The 16,751-nt window shown below is 49.9% G+C and carries 24 protein-coding genes; 7 read left to right on the top strand and 17 right to left on the bottom strand.

Going from position 1 to position 16,751, the window contains the following annotated elements; translation table 11 throughout:
• Positions 1-82: 82 nt before the first annotated feature.
• On the top strand, positions 83-811 hold the full coding sequence (locus ACJAZW_RS09885; RefSeq protein WP_415157576.1) for a Crp/Fnr family transcriptional regulator: 729 nt from the start codon (positions 83-85) through the stop codon (positions 809-811).
• A gap of 3 nt (positions 812-814) precedes the next feature.
• Here ACJAZW_RS09885 and ACJAZW_RS09880 read toward each other — a convergent pair whose 3' ends face one another.
• The 4 genes from ACJAZW_RS09880 to ACJAZW_RS09865 all read right to left on the bottom strand — a co-directional run bounded on the left by ACJAZW_RS09880 (position 815) and on the right by ACJAZW_RS09865 (position 2,803).
• The gene (locus tag ACJAZW_RS09880) at positions 815-1,282 is read right to left on the bottom strand and encodes a nucleoside deaminase (RefSeq protein WP_415157574.1); all 468 of its coding nucleotides are present in this window, start codon (positions 1,280-1,282) and stop codon (positions 815-817) included.
• Positions 1,283-1,338: 56 nt separating this feature from the next.
• A complete protein-coding gene (locus tag ACJAZW_RS09875) occupies positions 1,339-1,653 on the bottom strand; it encodes a DUF167 family protein (RefSeq protein ID WP_415157572.1) in 315 nt (104 codons plus the stop codon).
• A 28-nt stretch (positions 1,654-1,681) separates the two neighbouring features.
• Complete coding sequence (locus ACJAZW_RS09870) at positions 1,682-1,975, bottom strand: YggT family protein (protein ID WP_415157570.1); 294 nt, start codon at positions 1,973-1,975, stop codon at positions 1,682-1,684.
• 375 nt (positions 1,976-2,350) lie between these two features.
• Positions 2,351-2,803 carry a TerB family tellurite resistance protein gene (locus ACJAZW_RS09865; protein WP_415157568.1) on the bottom strand — a complete coding sequence of 151 codons (453 nt, stop codon included), beginning with the start codon at positions 2,801-2,803 and terminating at the stop codon, positions 2,351-2,353.
• A 123-nt stretch (positions 2,804-2,926) separates the two neighbouring features.
• Here ACJAZW_RS09865 and ACJAZW_RS09860 point away from each other — a divergent pair, with 123 nt between their 5' ends.
• Positions 2,927-3,439 (top strand): hypothetical protein, encoded by a 513-nt coding sequence (locus ACJAZW_RS09860; RefSeq protein WP_415157566.1) that lies wholly within the window; start codon positions 2,927-2,929, stop codon positions 3,437-3,439.
• A 272-nt stretch (positions 3,440-3,711) separates the two neighbouring features.
• Here the strand turns inward: ACJAZW_RS09860 and ACJAZW_RS09855 are convergent, their stop codons facing one another.
• From ACJAZW_RS09855 to ccoG, 5 genes are read right to left on the bottom strand one after another with little or no spacing between them, the layout of a single operon-like run.
• Positions 3,712-3,996 carry a 4a-hydroxytetrahydrobiopterin dehydratase gene (locus ACJAZW_RS09855; protein ID WP_415157564.1) on the bottom strand — a complete coding sequence of 95 codons (285 nt, stop codon included), beginning with the start codon at positions 3,994-3,996 and terminating at the stop codon, positions 3,712-3,714.
• 35 nt (positions 3,997-4,031) lie between these two features.
• Positions 4,032-4,190, bottom strand: coding sequence for a cbb3-type cytochrome oxidase assembly protein CcoS (gene ccoS / locus ACJAZW_RS09850; RefSeq protein WP_415157562.1), 159 nt, complete (start codon positions 4,188-4,190; stop codon positions 4,032-4,034).
• The gene (locus ACJAZW_RS09845; RefSeq protein WP_415157560.1) at positions 4,187-6,463 is read right to left on the bottom strand and encodes a heavy metal translocating P-type ATPase; all 2,277 of its coding nucleotides are present in this window, start codon (positions 6,461-6,463) and stop codon (positions 4,187-4,189) included. The genes ccoS and ACJAZW_RS09845 overlap by 4 nt, the downstream gene beginning before the upstream one ends.
• Positions 6,464-6,471: 8 nt before the next feature.
• Entirely contained in the window at positions 6,472-6,945 is a 474-nt protein-coding gene (locus tag ACJAZW_RS09840; RefSeq protein ID WP_415157558.1) for a FixH family protein, read from the bottom strand.
• A gap of 2 nt (positions 6,946-6,947) precedes the next feature.
• A complete protein-coding gene (gene ccoG, locus ACJAZW_RS09835) occupies positions 6,948-8,540 on the bottom strand; it encodes a cytochrome c oxidase accessory protein CcoG (protein ID WP_415157556.1) in 1,593 nt (530 codons plus the stop codon).
• A 245-nt stretch (positions 8,541-8,785) separates the two neighbouring features.
• On the opposite strand from ccoG, the gene msrB reads away from it, so the two are divergent.
• Entirely contained in the window at positions 8,786-9,235 is a 450-nt protein-coding gene (gene msrB, locus ACJAZW_RS09830; protein ID WP_415157554.1) for a peptide-methionine (R)-S-oxide reductase MsrB, read from the top strand.
• 117 nt (positions 9,236-9,352) lie between these two features.
• Positions 9,353-9,952: a GNAT family N-acetyltransferase gene (locus ACJAZW_RS09825; RefSeq protein WP_415157552.1), complete on the top strand. Its 600-nt coding sequence runs from the start codon at positions 9,353-9,355 to the stop codon at positions 9,950-9,952.
• 7 nt (positions 9,953-9,959) lie between these two features.
• Here ACJAZW_RS09825 and ACJAZW_RS09820 read toward each other — a convergent pair whose 3' ends face one another.
• Together ACJAZW_RS09820 and ACJAZW_RS09815 are read right to left on the bottom strand one after the other, a co-directional pair.
• Complete coding sequence (locus tag ACJAZW_RS09820; protein WP_415157550.1) at positions 9,960-10,289, bottom strand: hypothetical protein; 330 nt, start codon at positions 10,287-10,289, stop codon at positions 9,960-9,962.
• Positions 10,290-10,301: 12 nt separating this feature from the next.
• A complete protein-coding gene (locus ACJAZW_RS09815; protein WP_415157548.1) occupies positions 10,302-10,772 on the bottom strand; it encodes a hypothetical protein in 471 nt (156 codons plus the stop codon).
• A 110-nt stretch (positions 10,773-10,882) separates the two neighbouring features.
• Here ACJAZW_RS09815 and ACJAZW_RS09810 point away from each other — a divergent pair, with 110 nt between their 5' ends.
• On the top strand, positions 10,883-11,329 hold the full coding sequence (locus tag ACJAZW_RS09810) for a MarR family winged helix-turn-helix transcriptional regulator (RefSeq protein WP_415157546.1): 447 nt from the start codon (positions 10,883-10,885) through the stop codon (positions 11,327-11,329).
• Between the two features lie 48 nt (positions 11,330-11,377).
• Here ACJAZW_RS09810 and ACJAZW_RS09805 read toward each other — a convergent pair whose 3' ends face one another.
• A complete protein-coding gene (locus ACJAZW_RS09805; protein ID WP_415157544.1) occupies positions 11,378-11,890 on the bottom strand; it encodes a hypothetical protein in 513 nt (170 codons plus the stop codon).
• Between the two features lie 206 nt (positions 11,891-12,096).
• Between ACJAZW_RS09805 and ACJAZW_RS09800 the strand changes: the two genes are divergently transcribed.
• Positions 12,097-12,753, top strand: coding sequence for a DUF6058 family natural product biosynthesis protein (locus ACJAZW_RS09800; protein WP_415157542.1), 657 nt, complete (start codon positions 12,097-12,099; stop codon positions 12,751-12,753).
• Positions 12,754-12,786: 33 nt separating this feature from the next.
• On the opposite strand, the gene ACJAZW_RS09795 is transcribed toward ACJAZW_RS09800, so the two are convergent.
• Positions 12,787-13,170, bottom strand: a complete 384-nt coding sequence (locus ACJAZW_RS09795) for a winged helix-turn-helix transcriptional regulator (protein WP_415157540.1) — start codon at positions 13,168-13,170, stop codon at positions 12,787-12,789.
• Between the two features lie 215 nt (positions 13,171-13,385).
• On the opposite strand from ACJAZW_RS09795, the gene ACJAZW_RS09790 reads away from it, so the two are divergent.
• Positions 13,386-13,961 (top strand): flavodoxin family protein, encoded by a 576-nt coding sequence (locus tag ACJAZW_RS09790; RefSeq protein WP_415157538.1) that lies wholly within the window; start codon positions 13,386-13,388, stop codon positions 13,959-13,961.
• A 98-nt stretch (positions 13,962-14,059) separates the two neighbouring features.
• Here the strand turns inward: ACJAZW_RS09790 and ccoP are convergent, their stop codons facing one another.
• The 4 genes from ccoP to ACJAZW_RS09770 all read right to left on the bottom strand — a co-directional run.
• Positions 14,060-14,926, bottom strand: coding sequence for a cytochrome-c oxidase, cbb3-type subunit III (gene ccoP, locus ACJAZW_RS09785; RefSeq protein WP_415157534.1), 867 nt, complete (start codon positions 14,924-14,926; stop codon positions 14,060-14,062).
• Positions 14,927-14,930: 4 nt separating this feature from the next.
• Positions 14,931-15,101: a cbb3-type cytochrome oxidase subunit 3 gene (locus ACJAZW_RS09780; protein ID WP_415157600.1), complete on the bottom strand. Its 171-nt coding sequence runs from the start codon at positions 15,099-15,101 to the stop codon at positions 14,931-14,933.
• Positions 15,102-15,113: 12 nt separating this feature from the next.
• Positions 15,114-15,845 (bottom strand): cytochrome-c oxidase, cbb3-type subunit II, encoded by a 732-nt coding sequence (ccoO, locus tag ACJAZW_RS09775; protein ID WP_415157532.1) that lies wholly within the window; start codon positions 15,843-15,845, stop codon positions 15,114-15,116.
• A gap of 12 nt (positions 15,846-15,857) precedes the next feature.
• A partial coding sequence (locus ACJAZW_RS09770) for a cbb3-type cytochrome c oxidase subunit I (RefSeq protein ID WP_415157530.1) occupies positions 15,858-16,751 on the bottom strand: 894 nt, incomplete at its 5' end.

The following is a 16,751-nucleotide window of genomic DNA, read 5'->3' as shown; positions in this document are numbered from 1 at the left end:
CTTTTTTTACACATCTGGTCACAAGCCTGTCGTCAAACTGGATTTTTATGGTAAAGATAGAAGATTGTTTAGGGGACATCGCGTGACAACACGAAAAGACATCCATAATTCGGACATTCCCGTGCTTTGCCAAGCGTGTGAAGCGCGTCATCGCGGCATTTGCGGCGCACTGGACAGCGAGCAGCTTGTTGAGCTTGCGCGGCATACCCGGCAAGTAAAATTGGAAAGCGGCACCGAACTGGTCGCTGATTCTGAAGAAGTAAACTCCTACGCCAACGTTATGCAGGGCGTGGTGAAGCTGACCAAAATGCTTTCCGACGGTCGCCAGCAAGTTATTGGCTTGCAGTTTGCGCCAGATTTTTTGGGGCGGCCCTTTGCGGCAGAAAGCAAAATGAGCGCCGAAGCCGCATCTGATGTGAACTTGTGCAAAATCCCGCGCAAAGCGCTCGAAACCATGATGAAATCTACCCCCGAGCTTGAACATCGATTATTGATGCAAACGCTCAAGGAATTGGACGAAGCCCGCGAGTGGATGGTGACGCTTGGCCGCAAAACCGCAGCCGAAAAAGTCGCCAGCTTTCTTTATCTGATTGCAACCCATATTGATCCCAGTCTGGAACCAGACGAAATGATATCCGCAAAATTCGATTTGCCGCTCACGCGTGTCGACATCGCAGACTTTTTGGGCCTGACCGTTGAAACCGTTTCCCGCCAATTGACCAAATTGCGCAAAGACGATGTCATACAAATTGAGCATAATCGCACCTTCATCGTCCCCAGTATGGAACGGTTGGTACTGCGCTGCGGCTAAGCTTTATTCCGCATCTTCGGCAATATCTTCAGCCCAAAGCTGAGGCTTTTCTTCGATAAAACGTGCCATCAAATCGATACAATCTTGATCATTGACAACAATCACCTCGACACCGCGTTCGCGCAAGAAATCTTCATTGCCGCCAAAATTGACATTTTCACCCACCACGACCCGCTCAATACCAAATTGCACAATCGTGCCCGAACACATCATGCAAGGCGAAAGCGATGTATAAAGGGTCATGCCTTTATAGGTTTTTTGACGGCCAGCCTTGCGCAAACAATCCATCTCGCCATGCGCAATTGGATCACCGCCCTGTACCCGCTGGTTGCGCCCTTGCGCAATCAGTTCGCCACCACGTGCCAGCACTGACCCAATCGGGCATCCGCCCTCATCAAATCCTGCTTTGGCTTCGTCATAAGCCAAGCTCAAAAACTCTTGATCATGTCCAGTTAGAATTGCTGCCATCATATCGCCCTCACAATTGCATGTCAGATCAGCTTATGGCACCTACGAATTCTTGGCCATCAAAGATCGGCGAGCGCCTTGAGCAAAACCTCAAAATCCCCATCGCGCACCAACAAAACCTTTTGCCTGGCTTGATGGCCGCGAACAATCGCTAAATCAGATTTTCGCAATTTGAATTGTTTGGCGAACAAGCCAATCACCGCCTTATTGGCTTTGCCTTTGTCCGGTATCGCGCGCACCCGCACACTTAAACTCGCAGCGCCATCGTCACGCTGCTCAACGCCACCAATGTGATCGGTGCTGGCATTTGGTGTGACCCGCAAAAACACTTCAAGCCCAGCGTCAGTTTGGCGCCAAGCTTGATGTTTAATCATAAAACTTCATATGCTCGAAGGAGAAGACCTAAAAGAACATGCCTCTGGCCCAGCTGCTCAACAACATCTCAATGAAGAAGATAATGATGAATAGCACAATCGGCGATAGATCAAGCCCCGAAATGTTCGGCACAATCTTGCGGATGGGGCGCAACAATGGATCTGTTAGACCATCGACCAATTTCCAGATCATGGCCACGACCTGATTGGAGCCATTAATGACATTGAAGGCAAATAACCAGCTCATGATGATCATGATAATCACGATCCATTTCACGAGGCCCAATATCATCAGCAATGTTTGAATCAAGGCGAATAACATGCAATGCGTCTCCTAATCTGCGTGCCGCTTGTTGGCATATGTAGCCATTAAGACCCAAAACGACAAGGGGCCAAGCATTTTCGCATAACGACAACTTACAATTGGTGTTAAAATTATGGCCCGCCCCCGAAATACGCCGGACGAGCGAGCCATCAATTTTTTATCGGATACGCAAAACTATTTTCCGACATACAGTAGATTGCACGTTCCGTGCCAGTTTATTTCGCCATTGGAATTTACAATTGGCGACAGAAAACCGGGGTTTAGCAGCGCCGCATTAATCAATCCAAAAAGTGAGATTGCACCCTGCATTGCAAATTGCAAATACAACACCAACTTCATTGCAGCCTGCGAATATTAACAAACCGAACTGAACTATTCTTTCGCTTCAGAAATGCCGCGTACTTCAGCGCGTAATAGGGTTCTGTCGCGCGAAGAGACGCCGATCAGCTCAGCAACCCGCCAAACCATATTGTCTTCTAACTCGTGATTTTGGTTGTCAGCAAAAACCACCTGCCACATCATCCGGATCAGCTCGAGTTTTTCGTTGGGCTCAAGCTTATTCAGCGTCGATGTGAAGCCATAAAAATCCACCGCTTCATGGTCTTTCGCTGTCGCCAAAACCACAAGGTCCGCGACCTCGGCATTGCTGAGTTTATAATGCGCGGTCAACGTGCGTGAGATCGTTTTACGTTCACTCTCACTCACTTCACCATCGACAGCCGAAAGGTGCACCAGCAACGCCGCAGCGCAAACTTTCGGGTCGAGCATCGGATCATCCTCGGGCGCGTTCTTGCCGCCGAATAATTTGGTGATTGCCTCAAACATTTTATACCTGCCGCTATTAAAGAATTAAGTGGACATGTAGACTGTCAACGCGCAGTTCTCAACCACCAAACCTTCAAAATGGTTCGCGTTTAATAAAACTTACGTGACAATTGGGCCACATAAATGCTGAAAACAACCAATCTGATCGCTGTTTTCCTGTTTGGCTTGGGTGAAACCATGCTGTTTGCCGCCAATCGCTACGACCCGATTAATGCCAGCATTTTGATGCTGGCGATGCTGTTATTTGCAATGAGCACTTTACGGATTCTGTTTGCCCCGTTTGCCCCATCAACCAATCGCCTTGGATCAATTTGCATGATTTTTGGCTTCTTCATGTGGGCATTTTTCTATTTCGACATCATGGCGCTGGGCCTAACCACCCATTCAAGCCATTTCGGCAAAGCCCTGTTTTGGCTGCCGCAAATATTGCTGATCAGCGGGTCGCTGATGTTGGCATTTTGGCTTCACCCTTTAGGCAAACAGGATAAAGCGCTGGGCATAGTTTTGCCGTTGGCATTTATCACCTATGCCGGAGCGCGTGTTTTTGCCCTCAGCCCAAGCGCTCAATTGCTCACCGCCCTTATGCTTGGGGCAACATTATGCTGGCTCGCACTCTATAAGATCAGACAATTCTAGGGTCTGAACTCAATTGAGAAATGATCTGGACAGCAGTTCAATTTTGATCAGATTTAGGCGAAATGGGCCGAATTGACTTGCTGTCAATGAGGATATTTCAACGACAAACTGGCACAATTGAATGCTGCCTATCGGGTTATGTGCAAAACAGGCTGCTTCAGCGTCGAAAAGCCTCACCGATATGAAAATCGCTTTCGTTTCTCTCCTCAAATCAGTCTATTTTGCACCCAATCCAGACCTTTTCTCAATTGAGTCCAGACCCTAGCTATCGTTCACAGTAGCTTGTCGATTTGTATAGCCAAATCCACGTCCTTTTGTGTCAAACCGCCTGCATCATGGGAGGTGAGAAAAATATCCACCTCCGCATAAATATTGGACCATTCGGGGTGATGGTTTGCTTTTTCAGCCAGCAACGCGACCCGGCTCATAAAGCCAAAAGCCTCGACAAAATTCTTGAATTTAAACCGACGTGCGATGCCGTTCCGGGCAGAGATTTCCACCCAATCGGGTAAATTATTCAATGCACTTTTCAATTCATCTACATGCAACAGATCCACTGTTTCCCTCCCCCAAAAAACCGATATACGTCACCCTATGTTGGCGGATGCTCGTCCGCGCTGTCGTCCAAAATCCGCTGTGCAGCACCATCCATATCTTCATATTGCCCGGCGCGTAGCGACCACATAAAGGCACCAAGTGCCATAAGCCCTACCAACAACACAACAGGGATAATGATCAATAAGGCGGTCATTGAGCGGGCATCACTTCTTGTTCAGGTGACAATTCAGCAGCAACATTGCGCTCTTTTTTGTCCAGCCGCAACCGCAGCGCATTCAGCGTCACCAGTACAGAGGACGAAGACATGGCAATTGCGGCCACCAATGGCGTCGCGAACCCCATAATGGCCAATGGTATCGCCACCATATTATAGGCAATCGCCAATCCAAAATTCTGCCGCACAACATTGGCCGCGCGCCTCGCCAGCAAAAGCGCAAACGGGATCTGGTCCAATTTATTGCGCCCCAGCACAAAATCAGCCGCATTCCGGCCCACATCCGCCGCACTTGAAGGTGCCATCGACACATATGCCGCCTTCAATGATGGCGCATCGTTTATGCCATCCCCCACCATTAAAACACGATGTTGTGCCGCTTCTAACGCTGTGAGCTGTGCCAGCTTTTCTTCTGGCGTTAACCCCCAATATACATCGTGCAATCCCAATTGTTTGGCCACCAGTTGCACGGGCGCTTTGCGGTCACCGGACAACAAACTAATACCCTTTATGATCAATTTTAGCCGTTGCATCAGCGCTGGCACTTCTGGGCGCAGTTGGTCTTCAAATTCAAAACTACCCACATGCTGGCCATTTTTTGATAGATAGACCCGGCTCAACCCGTCCTCCCCCGCATCTTTCACCGCGCAAAATATTGCCCGGCCCAATCGCCAAACGTCGCCACCTGAATTTGCCTCAACACCTTGGCCCGCAACTTCTGTAACCTGTTCAAACCGGATCGGCGCAACGTCTTTGTGCGCATCTGCCAAAGCTTTCGAAAACGGGTGATTGCTTAGCCGGGACAGTTGCACCGCCTTCTCAAGGGCCGCGCCCTGCCCGTCAATCATGCCAACAAATCGCGGTTTGCCTTCGGTTAGGGTGCCGGTTTTGTCAAACGCCACATGGTCAATTTCAGCCAATCGCTCTAGCGCGGCACCGTCGCGCATCATCACACCCCGTTCAAACAACCGCCCAGCTGCCACCACGTGCGCAATTGGTACTGCCAACGCTAAAGCGCAGGGACAAGTGATAATCAGAACTGCAATCGCGGTCACCAAAGCCTGGTGCCAATCACCATTATAAAGCCCCCAACCAAGGAACGTCGCAAGGGCCAGCAAATGCACAGCAGGCGCGTAAATCTCAGCGGCGCGATCCGCGATACGTTTATAACCGGCGCGCGCGCCCTCCGCCGCCTCCATCATCTCCACCATGCGGGCCAAGAAGCTTTCATGCGCGGGTTTTGAAACGATCATGGTAATAGAACCAGAAAGGTTGGTTGCCCCCGCCAACAATAAACTACCTTTTTCTATTGGCTCTGGCGCCGATTCCCCTGTGACCAGGCTCAGGTCAATTTCTCCATTGCCGTGCGCAACGATCCCATCCACCGGAATGCGGTCACCGGCCGCCACATCAAGCTGCATACCCACTTCGATTTGATTGAGCTTGATGAAATAGCGGCTGCCATCAGCCAAATATTGTATGGCCCCACGCGGTGCCAGCGACGCCAGATTGCGCACCGCAGAGCGCGCCCTTTCACGCATCAAATGATCAAGCGTGCGGCCAATCAGCAAAAAGAACAACAACGTCACAGATGCATCAAAATAGGCATATTCACCAGAATTTGCAGTTTCAAAAATGCTCAACCCCAGCGCCAAGATCACCGCCAGCGAAATCGGCACATCCATATTGAGGCGACCAACTTTTATCGCAGCAAATGCCGAGCGAAAAAAGTGCTGCCCTGCAAACGCCACCGCCGGAATGGCGATCAATGCGGATATCCAATGGAACAAATCTCGGGTAGACGCGTCGGCTCCCGCCCAAATCGAGATCGAGAACAACATAATATTCATGGCTGCAAAGCCAGCTACGGCCAACGCCCGTACCAATTGCGCAAACGTCTTGTCTTTGGCGGTTTCATCTTCGGCTTCAAGCAACAAAGACCGGTAGCCAGCCCGATTGACCGCATTTACGAGTTCTGTAGGCTCAAAATCGCTTCGTGTTTGCCAGATCACCTTGACCCGCTTGGTCGACAGATTGACCCGCCCCAGTTCCACAGGTTCAAGTTTGCCCAACTCACGTTCAATCGAAAGCATACAGGCCGCACAATGCACATCCGGCACCGCCAGCTCGAGCTGCCGACGGCCAGCGTTCAAATCAATAGACGCTGCGATTAAGCTTTCATTGTCGATTTTGGCTTGGCCTTTGTCGGCCAATTCATTTGCCGCCTCAATGCCTGGGGCACAACAGCTCATTATGCCCCCTATTCAACAACAATGCGCTCACGATAGATGAACGGGGTGCCATCCTCACTTTTCACGGTCACAAACACATCCCATGCGCCTTTAGCCAGCGTATAATCCGCCACAAATGCGGCTTCGTTCGCCAACAATGTGATCACCTGATCTTCACGCTCATGGCTTGGGCGTTTTAACTCAGCTTCAGCAAAACCAGCCACAACCGGCTTACCCGCAGCATCAGACAATTCAAATTCTATTCTGCCGTTTTGGTAGTGCAGTATGGGCGTCCAACCAAGCGCGGCTTGAACTTTTTGTGCCGCAAGTTTTTCATTAAATTGTTGGCTGGCCACGTAGGAACTCTCCACCACAAGCCCGGTCCAGCTCGTCGTAGCAAAATAGGCCAAAATCAAATTCACCGTGATGATGGTGCCAAAGAAAAGCCCAACCACCAAGATCATATGTTTTCCGGTAAATTCACGCTGTTTTGTTTCAGCCATGATCATTCCCCTATCTTGGATGTTTCAAATATCTTGGGCGTTTCAAATTTCACCAATTCTTGTGACGTTTCATCGCCAAAGACATCTTCAACAAGGAAGGTAAACTTTGTCGGCTGTTCGGTCAAAAGTTTTGGGTCGGTGCGCACATAAACCCTTAGCGGCAATACGCGGTCCGGCTCCACATCCAAAACAATAGATTGCTGCGGTTCGTCTTGTGAGCTCGCTAACGTCATCTCGCCGCCCGGCAATCCAACAATCGACAGCTTCATTGTGCGCGGCACTGGCGTCATATTGAGAATTTTCACATCATAGCCGTTGCGCACCGCACCATCGCTCAACAGCACATATAGCGGATTTCTGTCATGCTGAACGTTGACGTCCAATCGCTCCCGCATCGACAATACGACCAACATAACCACCCCAATCGCCGCCCAAACACCGAAATAGATAAGCGTGCGCCATCTCACAATGGTCTGCAATTTGGTATTTTTCACGCCAGCAAGCAATTTACCAGCTTTGTCACGCAACCTGTCGGGGCGAATAATATTGGCATCATCGGTGGCCAAATTCATGTTTGAATTGTAATCATCCAACGTCGCATAGGAGATCAAACCACGCTCCTTGCCCAGCTTGTCCATCACATTGTCACACGCATCAATACACAAAGCGCAGGTTATGCATTCAAGCTGCTGCCCGTCGCGAATATCAATGCCCATTGGACACACCACCACACAAGCGTTGCAATCCACGCAATCGCCAACCACCTTGCCTTCTTTGATCGCTTTTTTTGCATGCTTGGCCCGGGGCTCACCGCGCCAATCATTATAGGTGACGGTGAGCGAAAACTCGTCCAGCATCGCCCCCTGAATACGCGGCCAAGGGCACATATAGGTACACACTTGCTCGCGCATTAGCCCGCCGAAAATGTAGGTGGTCGCCGCCAAAATCAGAATTGTAAAATAGGCAATTGAGGGGGCTTCAAATCGGAATACATCCAAAAACAATGTCGGCGCGTCCGCAAAGTAAAAAATCCAAGCGCCACCCGTGGCCAATCCGATCAATATCCAAACGGAGTGCTTGGCCACCCGGCGCCAAATCTTGTTGAAATCATAAGCGCCTTTATCGAGTTTGATGCGTTGATTTCGGCTGCCTTCAAAGAACCGTTCGACCAGCAGGAACAAATCAACCCAAACCGTTTGCGGACAGGTATAACCGCACCACGCACGGCCAATGGTTGAGGTGACGAGAAACAGCCCAACCCCCGCCATGAGCAAAAGCCCCGCCACATAATAGAACTCTTGCGGCCAAATCTCGATGAAGAAGAAATAGAAACGTCGATTGGCAAGGTCAACCAACACAGCTTGGTCCGGCGCATATATACCGCGGTCGAATCGCAACCAAGGCGTGATATAATAGATACCAAGGGTGACAATCATGATCACCCATTTCAGTTGCCGGAAAAATCCACGCGTCCGTTTGGGAAAGATTTTTTTACGCGCCGCATACAATGCGGGACGATTGGCCGCCGCATTTACAGCCTCCACGTCAAATTGATCAACGCCAGATTTTGTCTGTAATTGTTTGTCTGTGCTCATGCCGACCTGGTCCCTATCGATCGCAATAAACTAACTTGTGCCAGTAATTAACATCTATAGCTTTGATATGAATCAAACAAAACGCACATGGCGTCGCAGGGGGCAGGCCGCCGCAGCCGACAATCTATCCCATCAACAATCACACTTGTGTGCACCAATTGTGTTGTACAAGTGCTTGATGCACGAGCCTTGGATCGTTATTTAAAGGATAGGGATGATGACAATCTAAAAACGCGAGGCATCACATGTCAAAGCAGTATGAAAAATCCGACGCCGCCATTAAAAACCTCACGCCAGAACAATATCGCGTTACGCAAAAAAGTGGCACTGAACGCCCTTTCCAAAATGAATTTTGGAACCGCGATGATATTGGCATCTATGTGGACATAGTTTCCGGTGAACCACTTTTTGCCTCCTCTGATAAGTTTGATTCAGGATGCGGTTGGCCCAGTTTCACACGGCCGATTGTCGCCGAACAGGTGGTCGAACTTACCGATGCGACCTTAGGCATGGCGCGCACCGAAGTGCGATCAAAAGACGCCGACAGCCATTTGGGTCACGTATTTAACGACGGCCCACAAGACCAGGGCGGCCTGCGCTATTGCATCAATTCAGCGTCGTTGCGGTTTATCGCCCGCACCGAGATGGAAAATGAAGGTTATGGTGAGTTTTTGAACCTGTTTCCAAACGAATAGATGACAACACGACTGGTTTGAAAAAACTGTGAAAATATCGTGCTGCTCTGACTCGATATCGGTTAAATTTTGCGGCGAAATACCGCTGCCGCAAATTCACAATTTGAGGATGCACAGATGTCCAACTGGATCAACCCCATCACGCTTGAAGGCGAACACGCAAAGCTTGTTCCCCTTTCGCATGATCATTTGCAAGACTTGCAAGAAGCAGCTGCTGACGGTCAATTGCATAGGCTTTGGTACACAACCATCCCCTCTCCCGATTTAATGGAACAAGAGATTTCTCGCCGTTTGCGCCTGATGGCCGAAGGTTCGATGGTGCCGTTTTCAATCATCGATCAGACGACTGGCCAAGTGGTGGGCATGACCACCTACATGAACATTGACAGCACCAACAAACGCCTTGAGGTCGGCTCGACATGGTACGCCAAATCGGTGCAACGATCAGCGCTCAATACAGAGTGTAAGATTCTGCTGCTTACCCACGCGTTTGAAGCGCTGGGATCAATCGCTGTGGAATTCCGCACCCACTTTATGAACCATCAAAGTCGAACGGCCATCGAACGTCTGGGCGCAAAATTTGATGGGGTCCTGCGGCGTCACTCAATACTATCAAATGGCACTGTGCGCGACACCGCAATATATTCCATTATTCCAAGCGAATGGCCCAGTGTTAAGGCAAACTTGCAATGGAAATTGGACATGCCACGCGGCTGAGAACCGACTAAGCGGCGAGCCCCTCGGCGTCGCCACTGACCAGTTTAAGAACGCGCGCCCGCTTTTCGCCTTTCTGATCAAGATAAACGATTTGCGTGTCTTGATGCCGCAATTGCCATGCAATTTCGCCAACTTTGTTCCAAATGACACTATAGCCAGTTTCAGTGAACCGCCACGGCCCGGTCAACGGCCCATGTTCGAAATGCTGCATATAGGCCGTGCCGTTTGGCGCGTAATAGACGTGACCCTTCGCGCCTTCAATTGTTTCCAGATAAACCGTATTACCGTTCAAAATCACATCGATGGTTTGTTTGCTCAGATTTGTGGTGTTCATCATTCTCTCTCTTGCTTACACATTAATTTCAAAATGCCGCCGCCAGGCACTATGGTGATCAAAATCCTTTGACGTCGACCAAGCCAACATCAGATTGGCCTTTTGGTTTGCTAAAACGAGTGCGGCTTGCTGAGTATAGAACGGCAAGGGAACCGCGAACGAAACCCATGCTTGATCGCCGTTTCCACCCCCTGATATTGTTTGAAATGTTTCATCATTTTCGTCGGGTGCAAATGTTTGCGGGCCAGATGGCCCCGCCAGTCGATCAGAAATTTTAAGTCCATCCGATCGTGGAACAACCATCAACAACCTTGTACCCAATATATCAAGCGAGGGCCCAAACCCCACTGCCAACCAACCGGTAGCCGGTGCCATAAAGGTGCAGCGCAGACGCGAAGCCTGCACCCACCATTCGAACCGACAGCCATCCAATGTCAAATGTCGGTTTTGTTCAAATCCAAATGCGGACCCACCCGTCAAACTCATCGCCGAACATCCGATCAAGCTAAGCACTTTTCTTCTTGAAACCACTTGTTTGCCACCCTTAAATAGTCTAGTTACTTGACTATATAAGGTCAAACAGAAAGTCAAGTAACTTGACGAAAAACCTGCATGTTGAATTAATCGACCATATTGGGCTCGATCTATGGCGGGCCGCAAAAAGTTGGAAACAGCTGCTGACGGATCAAATGGTGGCCGCCGGGTATGAATGGTATGCGGGCGCACCGGGCATGCTGACCATGCATATTGGCCCCAACGGCATTTCACAGTCCAAGCTTCAAGACCGCGCGCAACTCTCTAAACAAGCGGTGCAGCAATTATTGGACAAGTTAGAACAAGACGGCGTGATTGAGCGGGTGCCACACCCAACCGACAAACGCGCAAAACTTGTGCGATTCACAAAGGTGGGTCTAAGCGCCCTTCTGCTTGCCAATCAGATCAAACAACAGATCGAGCAAGACTATCGTGAGGCACTTGGAGAAGACCAGTTTGCAACCCTGCAAGCCGCGTTAAAAAAACTCAACGCAATGAACGACGCGTAGCCGCGGCACAACCAAAATTGGCGCATGCCACAGCCACGGGCGGAGCGCCTAATTGTCTATATGTGCTTTTAAGAGATGGGGCACCGGTTTGTTCATGAAATGCCAGACATATGCAGCCCGGCCAATGAAAATGCCAGAGATCACGGCCTTTGCGATGGTCAGCCCCAAATAAACCGCGGGCATCGCCACCAGTTCGGGCAATATCGCCAAGAAAAGCCCGTTCAGAAAGCTCACCAAAAACACCAATATGATGGTGAACATCGTCACCCATTCGCCCGCCACATGCACCTTGTTGCCGTCACGGGCAAGCGTCCAGTTAGATTGCAAACGAAAACCGATAGACGCCCCCAGAACATAAAACACCACAAAGGTGGCCCAGACCAAAATCGGGTTTGGCAACCCGAGCATGTTATTTAGGGATAGAATACCCAGCAATGGCATGACATAAATCATCGCCGCTGGCATCCACCGTTTCCTGCTCGCCCGCAGACCGAGTGCCACCAGCAGCACCAAAAGGGGCCAAACCCAAATTGGTGTTTTTGTAAAAATCTGTATCAACATGCTTCATCTCTAGCTATTGCGTTTTGATGAAAAATGGATGGCAGATCAAAACTCAGTGCGCACGGCCATTTTCGCCGAACCCTCGCCAAATTCGTAAAACCACACCTCGCTGCAATTCACGTAACGTCAAATGCACATCTCGGCGCGCGCCGAAGCATAACCCATGCCCAATCGGCTAGAACCTTCTTTAAATTAGGGAGATTACTATGCTGAATTATCTTTTTGAACATTTTCACGAACGCGCGCAGCTCATATCTCTGTTGAACGGCGATGCCGCATTTTTGGAAACTATGCTGAAGACGCGTTGCGCGCCACAACCCGCTTATCGCCTTAACTCAACAAATGAGTGCAATTCATATTTCGGCACCCATGTTGAAAGTGCTGAACTTCAATTCTTTGCGTCCGGGCAAATTGGCTGGCTATCAGATCTTAGATCTAAAGCAATTGAAACCGAACAAAAAGCCAAACAATTGTTCGAAAGTCGCTATTGCGCTGCGCATGCGCAATTTTGCAGGTCTGAATTGGCGCAACATATTCACGCCCTAAGCGAGCAAGCGACAAGCGCACCAACAAATCAAAAAATGCAATCAACCTGGCAGCATTTTCTTGACGGCACCTATGGTGTGTGCACATCGGATGGATTGCCCGAAACGATATTTCTCAAACAAACGCTTGTAGCTTCAATCGACACATTCATCGCCAACAACCCATCGCCAACGATCAAAAACCCGCAACGCCACTGCCTGACCAAAGTTGTGAATGCGCTGGATAAAGTTGAAGCGCTTTTTGCGCCCCATGAGCACCAGCGATCTTCTCGCCAGCGCTGCATTGTCAATGTACGAACGACTTATCTCAATCAATAATAGGCACCCCGCCTATACTAACATCAAAGTAAATTAGGCAACCGCACTGAGTTGTTGTGCAAAATTGGCGCGTCCCCAATCCCGCAAACTGTCCATCACCGGCGCGAGCTGTTCACCCAAATCGGTCATGGAATATTCCACATGTGGCGGCACCACTTCAAAAACCTTGCGATTGACGATCCTATCTTCCTCAAGTTCGCGCAACGTTAGCGTCAACATCCGTTGGGTAATTTCGGGGATGGCGCGGCGTAGTTCACCAAAGCGCATCGGCCCATCCACCAGATGGTGCAACACAATTAGTTTCCACTTGCCACCCAGCTGTCCAATAGCAAAAACCACCGGGCACAGTTGGCTGCGCTGCGCATCGGTGAGATTAGTTGGCAATTGCACCCCAGCTTTTTGTTCCAAGCCACGCATTTTTTTCTCCAATTATTACCCAACAAAAACCACCAAAAAGTCCCGGTTTCCGGCCAAATCACCGCTTCACCGATTTGCTTGGTATACTTTTTGTATCTACATTACAAAATAGTGCCTTCTTGCACTTTTTATACTAATGGGCATTTTGATGTCAAGCAAGCCGCCGCGAGTGTTGTGACGGTGCTTGAACTGAACCGAAAACAAAGAGTAACAAAATGTCAAAAATTTCTATTGTCTATCATTCAGGCTATGGCCATACCCAAAAACAAGCCGAAGCCGTACGCGATGGTGCTGCCGCAAACACCAATGATGAAGTACATCTCATCCCGGTTGATGATGTGGACGATCATTGGGAAACCCTTGACGCCTCTGACGCCATAATTTTTGGTTCCCCAACTTACATGGGCGGTGTGTCAGCCCAGTTCAAAACCTTCGCTGATAAATCTTCAAAGGTTTGGTTCACCCGCGGCTGGCAAGACAAAATCGCAGCTGGCTTCACCAACTCATCGAGCCAAAATGGCGACAAACACTCAACGCTGCAACAGCTCTCAGTACTTGCCGCACAACACGGCATGTTGTGGGTGCCGCTTGGCATCGCACCGGGCAACAACTCATCCACAGGTTCGGTTGAGGACCTGAACCGTCTAGGCGGCTCACTAGGCGCAATGGCACAATCAAATGCTGACCAAGGACCAGAACACGGACCGATCAATTCAGATCTTGAGACAGCCAAAGCGCTTGGCCAACGGGTTACCGACATTGCCAACCGTTTCAATCGCACAGCTGCGTAAAGGCGACACAAAAAACCCGGGAAACCTTTCGGCTTCCCGGGATATTGTTCCGACAAAAGAGCTGTTCATTTTCTCAGGCGATCAGACAATTGTCGAACCTATTCGCCACCACCCAATGAATGCACATATATCGCCAATTGTTTAACCGTGGCGTCACCCAACCGCGCCTGCCATGCGGGCATTATGCCTTGCTTGGGCTTGGAAATTTGCGCGGCAACCTCATCAACAGAGCCAGCATAGAGCCACAAGGCATCATTGAGCTTTGGTGCACCCACCTCGCGAATGCCTTCGCCTTGTTCTCCGTGACAGGCCGAACAGTTTTCTTCAAAAACCACTTTGCCCACCGCCAGACTTGCTTGATCATGTTCTAGGCCCGACAGGCTGGCCACAAAATTCGCCGTTGCGCGAATTTCTGCTGTCTCTAAAATTTCACCAAAGGCTGGCATATCAGACAAGCGCGTATCCTCATCCGCCTCATAGCGAACCCCATGGGCAATGGTTGTGTAAATATCATCAACCGATCCGCCCCAAAGCCAATCATCATCATTAAGGTTGGGGAACCCGGACGCCCCCGCAGCACCGGCACCATGGCATTGTGAACAGTAAACCTTGAACGCCGATTTGCCGCCCTGTACCGCAAAACGGGTCAGATCTGCATCGTCCAAAATATCCGCAACCTCAAGTGCTTCGATTTTGGAGACCAATTCAACTTTCGCTTCAGCCGCAATGGCCACTTCTTTGGCCAATTCACTTCGGCTCGAATAGCCCAACAAGCCAGGCGTCGCACCCTTGATCAAGGGGATCGCTGGAAACAAAATCACATAAACCAATGCCCAGGCGATCGTGGCGTACCATGTCCACAGCCACCAACGCGGCAAGGGGTTGTTCAACTCTTTAATGCCATCCCACTCGTGACCTGTTGTTTCAACACCGGATATATCGTCAATTTCTTTTTTGTCGTCCATTGACCTATTCCTTCTTCTCAGGTGCGGCATCGTCTTTCAGTGGAATTTGTGCGGCCGTTTCGGCATGGTCCTTTGCGCCGGGGCGGAACATGAACAGCACCACCCCAACGAAAATCACGAACATATAGAGCAGGCCCCAACTATCGGCAAATTGTCGGAATGAATTATAATCAATCATGGCGTCCCCCTATCGATAATTGTCTTCTGGATTGTACGCGCTAAAATCCACAAGCGTGCCAAGCATTTGTAAATAGGCGACCAAAGCATCCATTTCCGTCAGTCGGGTTGGGTCACCATCAAAATCGCCAAACACGGCTTTGGGGTAGCGGGTTTCAACCCCCGACCAATCCGCATCCGGGTCCGCTTGGTCCCGCATATCGGCATATGCATTTGCCACCATTTCTTCGGTATAAGGCACACCCACACGCTGATTGGCCACCAAATGAGCGGCAATATTTTCATTGCCAAGCTCAGCCTTTGCCAGGAAACCATATGAGGGCATAATGCTTTCTGGCACCACAGATTGCGGGTCTGTTAAATGTTGAACTTGCCACTCGTTGGAATAACGGTCGCCAACCCGCGCCAAATCTGGCCCTGTACGTTTTGACCCCCATTGGAACGGATGATCATACATGCTTTCCGCTGCCAACGAATACTGGCCATAACGCTCCACTTCATCGCGGAACGGGCGGATCATTTGCGAATGACAATTATAGCAACCTTCACGAATATAGATGTTGCGCCCGGCCAATTCGAGCGGTGAATAGGGACGCATCCCTTCCACTTTCTCGATGGTATTTTCGAGGTAAAACAAAGGCGCAATTTCAACAATGCCGCCAATGCTCACCACTATCAAACCACCAACCAGCAACAGGGTGGCATTACGTTCAATAATGCCGTGCTTGTCTAAAAGTCCCATTTGATCTCTCCCCTATTCTGCCGGCTGCGCGGATGCTGCGTGTGCCACAACAATTGGCTTTTCATTACGTGTTTTGCCCTTAATGGTCATCCACACATTGTAAGCCATCACCAACCCGCCAGTCAGGTACATCATGCCGCCAATTGCCCGCAAGATGTAGTATGGCTTCAAGGCCGCCACAGATTCGGCGAAGGAATAAACCAAGAAGCCTTCCGCATCATATTCGCGCCACATCAAACCTTGGGTAATGCCAGAAACCCACATCACCGCTGCGTAAATCACAATGCCTAAAGTGGCGAGCCAGAAGTGCCAATTGACCATGCGCAAAGAATAAAGTTGCTTGCGGCCCCACAATTTTGGCGCCAAGAAATAGATCATGCCAAAGCTAATCATCCCCACCCAACCGAGCGCGCCCGAATGCACGTGGCCAATAGTCCAGTCCGTATAGTGCGAAAGCCCGTTTACCGATTTGATGGCCATCACCGGCCCCTCAAATGTCGACATGCCGTAAAACGCCACCGATATGACCATCATCCGAATAATCGGATCGGTTCGGATTTTGTCCCACGCACCAGACAAAGTCATCAAACCGTTGATCATGCCACCCCATGATGGCATCCAGAGCATAATGGAAAATACCATACCCAGTGTTTGCGCCCAATCTGGCAAGGCTGTGTAGAGCAAATGGTGCGGACCTGCCCAGATATACATGAAGATCAGCGACCAAAAGTGAATGATCGACAATCGATAAGAATAGACGGGACGCCCGGCCTGTTTCGGCAAAAAATAGTACATCATGCCCAAGAACCCAGCGGTCAGGAAGAAGCCAACCGCATTGTGGCCGTACCACCATTGGGTCAGTGCATCTTGAACACCGGCAAACAGTGAATAACTTTTAGACCCTAA

The sequence above is a fragment of the Maritalea sp. genome, assembly GCF_047634455.1.
In the GTDB taxonomy this organism is placed as follows: Bacteria; Pseudomonadota; Alphaproteobacteria; order Rhizobiales; family Devosiaceae; genus Maritalea.
This window is presented reverse-complemented; position numbering and strand designations above follow the sequence as displayed.